This is a genomic window from Oligoflexus sp., assembly GCF_035638955.1.
Classification (GTDB): Bacteria; Bdellovibrionota_B; Oligoflexia; order Oligoflexales; family Oligoflexaceae; genus Oligoflexus.
Genome location: NZ_DASQYZ010000287.1, coordinates 12303 through 24953, shown reverse-complemented (window position 1 = coordinate 24953; position 12651 = coordinate 12303). Strand labels below are relative to the sequence as shown.

The 12651-nt window shown below is 52.9% G+C and carries 12 protein-coding genes; 7 read left to right on the top strand and 5 right to left on the bottom strand.

Annotation, left to right across the window (positions count from 1 at the left end):
• Positions 1–60: 60 nt before the first annotated feature.
• Positions 61–243, top strand: coding sequence for a hypothetical protein (locus tag VE954_RS26315; protein ID WP_324958474.1), 183 nt, complete (start codon positions 61–63; stop codon positions 241–243).
• A gap of 52 nt (positions 244–295) precedes the next feature.
• On the opposite strand, the gene VE954_RS26310 is transcribed toward VE954_RS26315, so the two are convergent.
• Entirely contained in the window at positions 296–934 is a 639-nt protein-coding gene (locus tag VE954_RS26310; RefSeq protein WP_324958472.1) for a YceI family protein, read from the bottom strand.
• Between the two features lie 277 nt (positions 935–1211).
• Between VE954_RS26310 and VE954_RS26305 the strand changes: the two genes are divergently transcribed.
• Positions 1212–3374, top strand: a complete 2163-nt coding sequence (locus tag VE954_RS26305) for a S46 family peptidase (RefSeq protein WP_324958470.1) — start codon at positions 1212–1214, stop codon at positions 3372–3374.
• Here the strand turns inward: VE954_RS26305 and VE954_RS26300 are convergent.
• Positions 3346–4191 carry a TIGR02147 family protein gene (locus VE954_RS26300; protein WP_324958468.1) on the bottom strand — a complete coding sequence of 282 codons (846 nt, stop codon included), beginning with the start codon at positions 4189–4191 and terminating at the stop codon, positions 3346–3348. The two genes, VE954_RS26305 and VE954_RS26300, sit on opposite strands and share 29 nt — an antisense overlap.
• Positions 4192–4527: 336 nt before the next feature.
• On the bottom strand, positions 4528–5256 hold the full coding sequence (locus VE954_RS26295) for a DUF4197 domain-containing protein (protein ID WP_324958466.1): 729 nt from the start codon (positions 5254–5256) through the stop codon (positions 4528–4530).
• A gap of 116 nt (positions 5257–5372) precedes the next feature.
• Here VE954_RS26295 and VE954_RS26290 point away from each other — a divergent pair, with 116 nt between their 5' ends.
• The 4 genes from VE954_RS26290 to VE954_RS26275 all read left to right on the top strand — a co-directional run bounded on the left by VE954_RS26290 (position 5373) and on the right by VE954_RS26275 (position 8673).
• Positions 5373–6155, top strand: coding sequence for a hypothetical protein (locus VE954_RS26290; protein WP_324958464.1), 783 nt, complete (start codon positions 5373–5375; stop codon positions 6153–6155).
• Entirely contained in the window at positions 6152–6643 is a 492-nt protein-coding gene (locus VE954_RS26285; RefSeq protein ID WP_324958462.1) for a DUF4385 domain-containing protein, read from the top strand. Before VE954_RS26290 ends, VE954_RS26285 begins: the two co-directional genes overlap by 4 nt.
• Positions 6644–6937: 294 nt before the next feature.
• Positions 6938–7849, top strand: coding sequence for a chlorophyllase/cutinase-like alpha/beta fold protein (locus VE954_RS26280; protein ID WP_324958460.1), 912 nt, complete (start codon positions 6938–6940; stop codon positions 7847–7849).
• A 113-nt stretch (positions 7850–7962) separates the two neighbouring features.
• The gene (locus VE954_RS26275; RefSeq protein ID WP_324958458.1) at positions 7963–8673 is read left to right on the top strand and encodes a c-type cytochrome domain-containing protein; all 711 of its coding nucleotides are present in this window, start codon (positions 7963–7965) and stop codon (positions 8671–8673) included.
• Positions 8674–8735: 62 nt separating this feature from the next.
• Here VE954_RS26275 and VE954_RS26270 read toward each other — a convergent pair whose 3' ends face one another.
• Together VE954_RS26270 and VE954_RS26265 are read right to left on the bottom strand one after the other, a co-directional pair.
• The gene (locus VE954_RS26270) at positions 8736–11510 is read right to left on the bottom strand and encodes a hypothetical protein (protein WP_324958456.1); all 2775 of its coding nucleotides are present in this window, start codon (positions 11508–11510) and stop codon (positions 8736–8738) included.
• Between the two features lie 104 nt (positions 11511–11614).
• On the bottom strand, positions 11615–12004 hold the full coding sequence (locus VE954_RS26265; protein WP_324958454.1) for a response regulator: 390 nt from the start codon (positions 12002–12004) through the stop codon (positions 11615–11617).
• A 181-nt stretch (positions 12005–12185) separates the two neighbouring features.
• Between VE954_RS26265 and VE954_RS26260 the strand changes: the two genes are divergently transcribed.
• Positions 12186–12650, top strand: a complete 465-nt coding sequence (locus tag VE954_RS26260) for a (2Fe-2S)-binding protein (protein ID WP_324958452.1) — start codon at positions 12186–12188, stop codon at positions 12648–12650.
• Position 12651 lies beyond the last annotated feature (1 nt).

Genomic DNA, 12651 nt, shown 5'->3' with positions numbered 1-12651 from the left:
CGAATTGCCTTTCCCACAAAGAGCCAGTCATACTAACAGCATCTTGCCAGGAGGGCTTTGATGAAATCGAAAGGGAAAGACGAGAGAGGGCCGGAATCATTTCTGACCACGGATCCCAAACTGATCCTAAGGCCGCCACGCCCCTTCAGTGAACGCCATAGAACAATGCTCAAGATCCTCGCAGGCATTGCGGGAGCAGCGCTGGCCCTCATACTGATGACACGGTTGAAAAGATTGTTCTGAGGTAGAATGAGGAGGAGAAGTCCGCCCCAGGGCGGACTCTCGCGAATGAGGCTTAGGCTTTGGTTTTTCCAACCAGTTTCACGTCCACCGAAAAGTCATTCTTGATGACCTTGTCCTTAACATCCTTGATCTTGCTTTCCACGACCTTCGACACATCGGTAATGCTGAAGCTGGCAGGGCTGCCGTAGGCGACACCATACTTGGTACGATCGATGTTGATCTTGCCAGTCACTTCCACTTTGCCAGCGTTTTCCACCACGGTTGCAGGAAAGCTGATTTCCTGAGTTTTGCCGCGGATGGTCAGGTCGCCTTTGACATCATATTTGGTTTTGTCAGTGGCGTTCTGCTTCATATCCTTGATCACCAGGACGGCTTCCTTGAATTCATCCACCTTGAAGAAATCTTCCGACTTCAGGTGACCTTCCAGTTTGCTTTTATACTTGGGATCGGTCACGTCCTGGTTGGCGATCGTGGTCATATCGATCACAACGCGACCTTTGGCCGCACCCTTGGCGGGCAAGTCGAGCTCACCTTCCTTCAGGCCGACAGTCCCGGTATGCGCGCTGTCCGTGAATTGCTTGCTACCACTCCAGGTGATGGTGCTGGCGCTTTTGTCAAACTGGTATGTGGCCGAGTAGGCTGCAGAGCTGGCAAAAACGAGAGCGGCAGCGACGAGCGAATACTTTTTCATCGATTCAATCTCCTGAAAGTGTAAAATCCCAACGGTCAGTTTTCAAACTGAGTCCGAAGAACCAGCCATTGTCAGCAACAACTGACACCCATCTTAACGGAAAAACATGATTGAAATAAAATATAATTATTCATTATATTTGATCGATTTAATCGATCATGTTTCCGGCGAGAGGCCATCCCTCTGAATTGTCTACCATTATAGACCGAACTGACCGCGTTGTCAGCCCCCACAAGGGTTGGTAGACTCGCCGATCAACCAGCCTGGAGAGTGTCCCTTGTTGAAGCGTATTCTCTTCCCAAGTCTCATCATCGCCCTGCCCCTGACAGCTCAGGCGGACGAGGGCCAATGGCAACCGCATCAACTGCCCCTATTGAAGAGCGAGCTTAAACGCATCGGCATTCAGACGCCGGCCGAAAAACTCGCCGATCTGAACCGGGCGCCGATGACCGCAATTGTTTCGTTGGGTGGCTGTTCCGCATCCTTTGTCTCCCCAAAGGGACTGATTGTCACCAATCATCACTGTGCCTATGGAGACATTCAACATAACTCCACCGCCCAGAGAAATTTTATCGCGGACGGCTTCCTGGCCCGATCCCGGACCGAGGAACTGCCGGCCAGCCCCAATACACGCATTTATGTGACGGACCGGGTCGATGATGTGACCAAGGACGTGCTCAACGGACTTGATGCCAAACTATCTGGCAAAGCGCGCTATGAGGGAATTGAAAAACGCATCAAGGCGCTGATTGCGACGTGCGAACAGGACAAAGCGTATCGCTGTTCCGTGCCGAGCTTTCATCGTGGCATGGAATATTATCGTATTCGGCAGATGATGATCCGCGATGTGCGCCTCGTCTACGCCCCATCTGATAAAATTGGTAACTTCGGTGGTGAAATCGATAATTTTGAATGGCCCCGCCACACCGGTGACTTTGCTTTTCTGCGAGCTTATGTCGGCAAGGACGGTCGACCTGCGGATCCGTCGCCTGAGAATGTACCCCTGGCGTCCAAGGATTTCCTGACCGTTTCCGCCGAAGGGCTTAAAAACGGCGATCCTATTTTGCTGGCAGGTTATCCCGGTCGTACCAATCGTTATAAACTGCCCAGTGAGATTCGCTTCGTGCGTGACCTGAGCTACCCTCGGCGGGTCGCGGAGTATGAAGCAGATCTGGCTGCCATAGCCCAGGCGACGAAAAATAATCAGGAAGCCAGTGTTCGCTACGCGAGCGTTGCGAAAAGCATCAGCAATGGCTTGAAAAAAACCAAAGGTTTGCTCGAAGGGTTTGGGCGCCGGGATATCGCGACGATCAAGGACGAACAGCAGGCTGAATTTCGCAAATGGATGGAACGCCAACCGAACGCGAAAACTTTACAGGGCGTGCTCGCCGAGATGGATCAACTGATCCAGGCCGATTTCGTTTTAACGGAGCAGCAGTTCGCGTGGTCCGTCGCGACCAAAAGCGACCTCCTGACCAGTGCCATCGCTCTGCATCGACTGGCTGTGGAAAGGCAGAAACCGGATGCGGAACGTGAATCCGGCTATCAGGATCGCGATCTGCCCTTTATCAAAGCCCGCCTGAGCCGCCTGGAGCAGACCTTTGTCAGCGAAGTGGATCAGACGCGATGGAACACGGCGCTACAGCGTTACCGGAAGTTACCGGGTGACACGCACCCGCTGGGACTGGACGCGCTTCTGCCAGATGTGGGAGCGATTCCTGGCCTCTATCAAAATTCCACTCTGCACGACACCAATAAAAGATTGGAATGGATGAGCAAGGACCTTGCAAGCTTGACTCAATCCAACGATACACTGGTGCAGCTGGCCGTGAAACTTCATGACATCAACATGTCGCTGCAAAACCGCAGAAAGGAAATCGACGGCAACCTGGATCGCGTGATTCCTGAGTATATGCGAGCTGTGATTGCCTGGAAAAAATCCCAAGGCAAACCGGTTTATCCCGATGCCAACTCCACGCTACGCGTCACCTATGGGACTGTGGCGTCCTACGCCCCCAAGGATGGCCTCGTCAAAGGGCCCTTCACGACGGTCGAAGGTATTTTGGAGAAATACACAGGCAAAACTCCGTTTGATACGACCAAGGGTGTCCTGGACGCTATCCATAGCCACCGTTACAGCGTCTATAAGGATAAGTCCCTCGGCACGGTTCCGGTGAATTTTTTATCCACCGCGGACACGACCGGTGGCAATTCCGGCTCGGCCGTGATGAATAAACGCGGGGAACTGGTCGGGTTGAATTTCGATTCCACCTATGAATCCGTAACCAAAGACTGGTATTTCGATCCTTTGATGACCCGGGCTATTCACGTGGATATCCGCTACATGCTCTGGATCATGGCCGAGGTGGATAAGGCGGAGAACCTTCTGAAGGAGATGACTATCCGATATCCTAGTGCAAAGGATAAATCTGCACATTGAATCGGATCAGCATGTCGGCTTCCGTGGATTCAACTTCCTGAGCGGAAAGGATACTATGATCCTTGACCTTCTCAATGAATTCCGGGAGCCGACTTTTTTTGACGGAAATCATCATCGTTTCAAAATACGCATCCTGCGAGGAATACCACTTTTTGAAGGCACGTTCCGCATCCTGCACAGCATAATGATGGAAATTATTCATCGTCATGCCGCTGTCATCACTGTCGGTGAAGCGAATGGTATTCTCGCGAATAAAATAGCGCTGCGTTTCGGTATTTAAACCCACCACTTCTATGCCCAGAAGACAAGCCAGCGCATATTCAACGTCGAGAGCGCGATCGCGTCCAAAATAACCCTTGAGTTGTTCCTTGGTAGGATTATTCCCATAAAGACCAAAGGCACAGTAAACCTCAGCCGCAAACACCATCCCGTGCAGGCGGGAAGGAAAACTTTCCTCGACTTTCTTAAAGGACCGTTTCAGGCTATCCAGTTTTTCCTGCAAAACGCGTCGTTCTTCCGGCTCCTCCGTGGCGTCCATTTCGAACACCAAAAGTCCAGCTGTCGCCAAACGACCAGTCAGACCGAAGCATTTAATAAAACTTTTCCAGTAGCGGCTGTTCAATCGACGTTTGCCATTTAAAAATTCGGACAAATATCCCCGCGAAGGAATGCCGCAGGACTTGCAAAGTTGGGCTATGGAAAAATGCGGATGCGATTGTTTTTTCCGCTCAAACAGGGCGCGGAATATGGTGGATGGCTTATCACTGCCTAAAAACTGATTATAGATGAAGGACCGTTCTTCCACCGTCAGTGCCATACTTCGCTCCGCGCATATTTGACTATTAAGAAACATAGGGATATAAGCCATAGTCCTGACGTATGAAGCAGGGATTTAATGCACAAGTGTTCTTGAAAAGTTCCTTATGAGAACACAAACAAGTTCTATTTGATAAAAATGCTGGACACTTGGAGTCTAAACCCCGGCTCAAACTTTTTCAAGCACACGGGCCAGGGTCAAGCCGCCGTAGCAGGCTGCCAGATGCGGAGGGAAAACTTTCAAGCCCAGAATGCCCAGCCCATAGCGCAGCAGGACCCCGAGCATTCCAAAACTCATCATCACATGAGGGCCAGCTGCTTCATGCCCGTTCAGCTCCTAGCCCTTTTTGTTCGCGTAATAGCCAAACACTTTTTGCAGCAGCGCGGTGCTTCGTTCCACCGGATTGTCGCGAATCATTTTTTCCTGACGCCCGATTTCCACAAAAAGGGCGTTGGTGGCTTTCTGACTCACATACTCGTCAAGATTGACGGCGGGCAGGGGCACACCAGCCAAGGCTGCCGCAGGACGGACGGTCGTTATCAGCTGCGTGTAGTATTTGCCAACATTGTTCTGCTGTGTGGCTTTCGCGACAATCGGTTTAAAAGTATCCATCAACTGTCTTTCACTGGTACTGCGAAAGTAGTTGGTCGCCGCCTGGTCGGGTCCAGTGAGAATGGTTACGACATCCTGGAACGTCAGCTGAGTGATGGCGCGCTTGAAAATCGGCATGGCCGAACTCATGGCCTGCTCAGCAGCACGATTCAGGCTTTTTTCAAAACCATCCACCTGGGCGCCGAGTCCCGCGCTACGGGCCAGTTGAGCCGCCTTCTGGAGTTCCGTAGGAATCAGAATGCGATGCATCGATTGACTGAAACCGCCATCCTTCTGCAAAAGATTGATGCCGACTGTGACACCTTTCTCCAGAGCCTGTCGCGTGGCTGAGACCGATTCTCCCGGGGTTGGGGCCATACTGGCCTGACCGATTTGGATGGCCTCGGTGATGGTGTCTTCATAACCAACACAAGAGCTCATAACGCATGCAAGACCCAGTAGCAGTTTTTTCATGACCCGACCTTTCCTGTTATTGCCAAGGCGGCTGGCCAAAAACTTGGCAAATGCCCCGCGTGTTGTCAACTGTTTCGGTGCAGACGGCACGGGTTCTGCAAGTCAGGGGATAGCAGATGGCGGGCTCAAAACAGAACACGCGCATAAAGGAATATGCAGTGGATGTAAATGAAAAAGCGCTGGCTGTGCATCACATGCTTTGTCGTGTTTATCAGTGTCCCATCCCTTACTTCCACGAACTCGATCCACTCAGTGAACTGATTTCATCTCTCCTCTCCCATCGCACCAAAAACCGGGACTCGGGCCGGGCCTTTAAAACATTACGCGCCCGTTTCCCGGAATGGGAACTCGTTCGCGATGCCAGGGTTCAGGACGTGGAAGAGGCGATTCAAGCCGCGACCTGGCCGGAGCAGAAGGCACCTCGCATTCAAGGCGTTCTGCAAGAGAGTACCCGGAGGCGCGGGGAGACACTGTCTCTGGAGTTTCTGGCCGATATGCCTGTGCACGAGGCGAGGCTTTGGCTGGAACAACTCAAAGGGGTCGGTCCGAAAACCAGCGCTGCTGTGCTGCTGTTCAGTCGCTTGCGCATGCCGGCTCTTCCGGTGGACTGCCATCACCAACGCGTGGCTGAACGCCTGGAACTCATCCCAAAGCGCCTGACGGCGAGCAAAATGCACGACCGCCTTGCAGGTCAATTACCGGAATATTTTTCGGCCCAGGAGGTTTATGACAATCATGAAGTCCTCATGCTTCATGGTCAGCGCTGCTGCTTTTTGCATAATCCAACCTGCAGTCGTTGCGCGGTGCTTGAACTTTGTCCAGAAGGACAGCGTCGGCTCATGCCGCGAACCGTGGATAAGGGCTATGATGAAACCATAAGCACCGTGGGGGCGCCATGAGCAAACTCCTGCCCTTCAATTATGAACTCGACTACAAGACTTTGAACTTCCGCGAGCATCCGGAACTCTATCGGGTGGGTAAAGGCGAGCAAGGGGTGCTCATGGTGGAACCCTATAAGAGCGAAATACTACCCCACTGGAAATTCAAAACCCCGGCACTGGCCAAAGCATCCGCACAAAAAATCCATGAGCTTTTTTTGCAGTACAAAGCAGTTCATGATTTTGTGGGTATGGATATGGCGCGTAAATTCCTGCAGATGGGCTTCACCCGAGCCCGCCGTTATGCGAACCATCCCAGCGGCCGTAAGTATAAACCGGGAACGCGCGAAGAAACGCCGCGCGGTAACGATCCTGAAAAAGCGGAATCCGCCCGTATCTATTACGACATTTATGTTAAGGCGCGCGAGGACGCTGAGTATAAACATCTCAAGCAGCAGCATCAGCAGACCTATGAGCGCGCCCCTTCGCCTTCCGCATTTGATAGTTAGACTTGACAACAAAGTCAAATTCACCTTCGCTCGCCAGGTTTCTTACAACCTCACATGCACTTCCACTCATTTTTTTTCTGCATGCATTTCCACACAAATCAATGAAACACAGGATTGCATTGAGTTTACTGTTGTCACACAAAAAACAGTTCATGAAATATTAAATGAAATCCCCGGCGACACCGTTTAAACCATACTCAGAACATCTTTCGAAAAAAATTTGTAACCCTTCAGTCGTAGCGCGTGCAGCTCAACTTCGAGACGACGCGTTCCATCAAATTCAAGGAGAAATGAATGAAATTTTCCATGGGTAACCTTTTGCGTTTTGGAATGGCCTGCCTTCTAACCGTTGCTGGGCAACAGGCTTATGGTGCCAGCGTCAAGGAACTGATTATCAAAACCAAGGATGGCGTGAAAGTCGACACGCTGGTGATGGTACCCGAGCAAAGTTCGGCACAAGAACTTGGCGTCGTCGTGATGAATCATGGTTTTCTGATGAGTAATGCCTACTATCGGAATGTGCTGGCGGAAATCGCCAACCAGGGTTTTGTTGTCGTCGCACCCCAAACCATGGCTGCCGGCGGGCTGCCCTTCGGCAAACCTTCCACAGCTGTCGAAGCCAAAACCACAGCCGACGTCATCACCTGGATGAGTACGAATCTGAGCGCTCGAATCGGTCAGGACGTGGACTTCACCAAACTCGCTCTGGTGAACCATTCCCGCGGGAGCAAGGTAGCCTGGACCATGCTCCGTGATGGTCTCGTGAACGCCAAGGCGATCGCTGCGATTGACCCCGTCGACGGAACCATGGACGGAACCGGTCTTGCCACCAAAGGCGTTCAGTTGAAAATCCCGGCCATGATCATCGGCACCGGCCTCGGCGGTCAGAAGAATTTGGGTCAGGCCTGCGCGCCGAGCAACGTGAACTACAACCTGTTCTGGGACACCGTCAGTGATTCCCCATCGTGGCTCTTCGTCGCCAACGACTATGGCCACATGGATTTTCTGGATGAAAAAACCAATTGTGGCCTCACCTGCAGCGTGTGCGTGAGCGCCGCCAAAGACAAGTCACGTCCTGACCTGCGTAACTGGATCGGCACCACCATCGGGTCCTTCCTGCGTGGAGTTGTTCTGGGCGACAACAATTCCCTCGAAAGCGTGGAAAACAACCCGCTTAACCTTTCGTTGACCAAAGCGAATCGTTAAAAAGTCTATCGAGGGCGGCCGGTCCCGTTGGGGCTGGCCGCCCATTTTTTTTGTTCAAGATTTCCGGGAATTATACCGAAAAGGCCCATATAAATAGATCCCGGAGGGCCTCCATGCGCAGCCTTATCATCGCCTGGACACTCGTCAGTGCCTGCACCCCCGTTAATGTCAGTGATAATCGAGTGATGTCCGACGGAAAATCGAACGGCGCGATCGGTGTGTCGACCGGTAACGGCGATGCCACTCCCTCGCCAGGCACCAATCCCAAGCCAGCACCTGGGGATCCGAATCCCGCCTTGGCCAGTTTTCTGCCCGTGGCTTATACCGACGAACTCGAACCGATGATGCAGCGCCTGTGCACAGAAAGCTGCCACCAGGGTGCGCCCACTCCAGGTCCGATGGCTCTGAATACTTCAGATGCTCTGAAGGCGGCGCGCGCGGGAGCATCCGCCGCGATTGATGCGGGGCGCATGCCACCCAATCAGGCAAGCTTGAGTGCAACGGATAAAAAATTCCTGAGTCAGCTGAGCGTTTCTCTGAAGAACTGGAGCAAGAACGAAGCTTATGCTCAGACACTCGGCGAATTTAAAATCACCTATACGCCTGCTGTGGTGGCTTTGAGCACAGCCTTGTGTGTGACCTGTCACCAGGGCGACCAACCATCAGGTGGATTGCGTTTGGATTCTCAGGACCAGTGGAAGATCGCGATGCCACGCATTCTCAGTGCGATTGAAGCGGGACGGATGCCACCACGCGTGGATGAGGTCCAGGGACCACGTCTGATAAAATTTTTGAGCACGTGGCAGGATCAGGGATTTCCCTAAAAAAAAGGACTCGCGCATGGCGAGTCCCCGCATGTGTTGTCTCTGTCATCACCTAAGCTGATTTAGCGAGCAGCCGGAGCTGCTTCCAAAGTCCAGGCGACCTGAGGCACTTTAAAGCCCGGAGCGCCGATGGTCAAGGTCCCTTGTGCCTGGGCGAAATTTTCGCGGTTTTCTGCAGAAAACACGAGTTTTCCTGCAACCAAACTGGCATCAGCCAGAGACGAGACGCCACCCGGTCCCGCCATGGGCAAAGCAAAAGGCTGCAGACGGACCCGATCACCATCCTGATAAAGACGCACGTTCTGCTGACGGCCACTGCCGAGTTCCAATCGTCCTATCAAACCATTGGCATCCTGACCGATAATCTGCAGCGACAACGCCACTTCCTTGAGGGGGGGCGGCATGGTCGGGCCCGGCACAGGCACCATGATTTTCAAAACCAGATTTTTGGGAAGCACTGCGGCGGCCGGTTGGGCCACGGTAAATGTTGTGCTGCGATCCGCCTCCAAAATTCCACCATCACGGAAGGGCAAGCCAGCCTTGACCCGAAATGTGTAACGCTCGCCAGCTGTCAGCGGCGATGTCGGAATCAATTCCAATCGACCACCATCAACCACAATATCGGATGACACGTCCTCGCCTGCTGCATTCTGCAGACTCACATACATCTTCGCCACATCCACAGCAGAATAATTCGGCCTTGTGTCATCCACCGGTTCGGCAAATGCCACGGACGGGCGTACAGTCGGAGCGATCATATCGTTATTGCCAAGGTCAGGATACAGACCGAGGGGATGAGACCCCTTGGGAGTCAACTCCTTCAGAAAGCTCACGAGGGCGGTTTTTTCATCGGCCGTCGGTGTCCAGCTCACATAACTGGTGGCGACATCAACAGCATCTTCAAGCGAGCGAGCCTGCCCCTTCATAAAGAAAATACCGTGACGGTACGCGCCCAGGAGCGAGGGAACTTCAGCCGGTTCACCCGATTTTCCCTTGGGCACGATGACGCGACTCGTATAAAGCGGAGGCACATGGCAGCTGGTGCAACGCCCTTGGCCTTCAAACAGAGCTTTCCCCTGCTGGCCCAAAGCGCTGAACGAACCGTCGAGTTGCGTGCGATCCGTTGGACGTGGAGCACCCAGGAGAGAGTTCAAAAATGCGGAAAGACCAGCAGCTTCTTCATTTGTTGGCGGACGGTTCAGGATGGACGTAGGTCCCATAAATCCGAAGGAATCGGCATTCGACGCATAACCGGTCCAGCCCAGCGAGGTGGTCGCGGCTAGAATCTGCAGAGGCCTTACATTGTGCCACACATTGGGTCCGAAGCGCCAGATCATGCCATCATTCTGAGCTTCCACATGGCAGCTGGTACATGAATGATTGGTGGCATATGTCTGACCTGGCCGCATAAAGACTTTTTCACCCAAGGCAAGGCCCGGTGCACGTGGATCATCGGTCAGCGGGATCACCTGACGAATCGTTCCATCGAAATTGAGGATGTACAGTTCAAAACTTTGAAAGCAATGCACAGCGACCGCATCCTTCATCACTACAATCTGACGAGGACCCGAGCCAACGCTGATACGGTTTTTCTCGACCATGCTGGCTCGATCCAGAATCGCGACCTGGTTGGAACTTTCAGACGCCACCCAAACCTGATCGCCCTGAACAGCTACGCCGCTGGGGTTGACAAAGGGCCCCTGGGACCCATCCTGTCGCGTAAGATCCGTGAGCTGCATTGATTCCGGCCGCCCTTCTGCATGGGAAGCAAGGTCCACAGACGCGACCATATGGGTGAAAGGCTTCGCTGTTGGATCGGCCTGCGATGGCAAAGTCTGCCCGTCGGTTGCGGCCACGTAAAGGCGATCCCCTTCAGGACTGAGAGCGATGGCACGCAGATCCGCGGCCACGGAACCAATGCTCCGAATCATCTGCCCTCTGTTCGTATCGACCACGAAAATATCCTGGTCTTCGGCTGCCGGACGAGTCTTTCCAGGACCATATTCCTGGTTGGCGGAACGATAGGAGGCTGCATAAAGAGTGGAGCCATCCTGCGATAGAGCCAAGGCTCGCGGATCAAAACCGACCTTGATGCGTGGTTTCAAACGACGACTGGGCAGATCGACAACGGCTATGGCGCGCTCGGTCGCAAGCGATACGTAAAGTGTCCTGGCATCAGGACTCAAAGCCAAGCCCGTGGGTTCATCGCCGACCCAAAGCGCATCGATCAAAATATTGCGCCGACGATCGATAAAACCAATCGAATCCGCCCCACGCTGAGCGACCACAATGTAAGGCAGTGCCTCACTTCCGATCACTGCGGCTGGCCAGGATCCGGTGATGACATCAGCCGCCTTGGCAAAGGTTCCATCAGCATTTTGTTGAAGGCGTGTCACGGTATAGGAGGCGCCGTTGGCTGTCCAGATATCGGAACCCACCTGTGCGGCACCATAAAGCGGTGTGAGATAATGATTCCGAAAACGTTCGGATGCTGGACGAAGTTCCGCCTTCATTTCCAGTGTGTGTCCACCCGCCTGGCTCACAAATCGGTATACGCCGGGCTGATCGGGAGTGAAACGCGGATGTTCGCTGCCTTGATTGTGGACATGATTCTGCGCGCCCTTGGGTGATGCCTCCAGGGTCCATGCAAGCTTTGCTGGACAGGTTTTTCCACCTGCCGATTTTGGCAAATAAAAGGTGTCGCCTATGCTGATCGCTCGCGCATTTTGCAAAGGCAAACGGACGAGACATTCTTCTGAAGCAGGGAGGGGCCCGCTCATCGGTAATTGCCCCAATGCCAGGACCGCTGCCGCGGCCATCCATCGTCGCCTATACATTTCGAACTCCCATCTTCCGGTGAAGAGAAATAGTGCGGCGACGATAGACGAAGAGAAGGTGGGAAGTATAGATAAAATTTTCGAACCAAAAATGTGCGAATCGATTAGCCGACTTTAGGATTCAGACTATGTTTCGCGGCGATCGCAGAAATGCGCATCAAGCGATCGGGGTGAACAGGTTTTTCGATGAAGAACACATTGTCGTGAACTTCGGCCTTGAATTTGAACTCGGGAACGTAACCCGACAGGAAGAGGATGGCTGTCTTTTGATTGGGCCCTTCGCGGTGTCGCACGATTTCAGTGAATTCAAGCCCATCCAGGACAGGCATGCGATAGTCTGTGCAAATCAGATCGAATTTCTTTTGCCAACATTCGTGAAGGGCCAAAGCTCCATTGCTGCATTGCGTTATCGAGATGTCGGAAAAATGTCCCTCGTACATATCGGCAAGGACTTCAAGAATGGAGGGCTCATCGTCGACCAGTAGAATATTCATGGGAGCCCCTTCGTGGCTGTGATTGTTTTTAATTATAGGCTGTCCGGCCTGGCGCGACAAGTTTCGTCGCTCGCAATCAAGGTTGGAATGTCCTTGTGAATTTTCTGGATTGTATTTCCCATCAAAGCCTGTTATCGGCCTTGATAGACGATCGAACAATCAGGGATGGGAGGGGCCCAAGATGGCGCTTTACGAACTTAATATTGATGAGAAACCATATTCGGTGGAAGCCGATCCAAGCAAACCCTTGCTCTGGGTCCTGCGCGAAGACCTGAATCAAATACAAGCCAAGTTTGGTTGCGGTTTCGGCCTCTGCGGTGCTTGCACCGTGTATGTTGATGACACTTTAGTCCGAGCCTGCGCCTACCCAATTTCGACCGCCGCCGGTAAAAAAATTACCACGATCACCGGACTCAATGATGAACTGGCGCAAAAATTAAAAGCCGCTTGGTTGAAATATGACGTCCCCCAATGCGGCTACTGCCAACCGGGGTTTGTTTTGGGCGCGCATAAGCTTTTGAAAAAGACGGCTGCCGATCAAACTCCCAATTTAAGCGAAGTCACCAATCTCTGCCGCTGTGGTACTTACGATCGCATACGTCAGGCTGTGCTCGATGTGCACGGTCAAGCATCATCGGGGAGTTGAA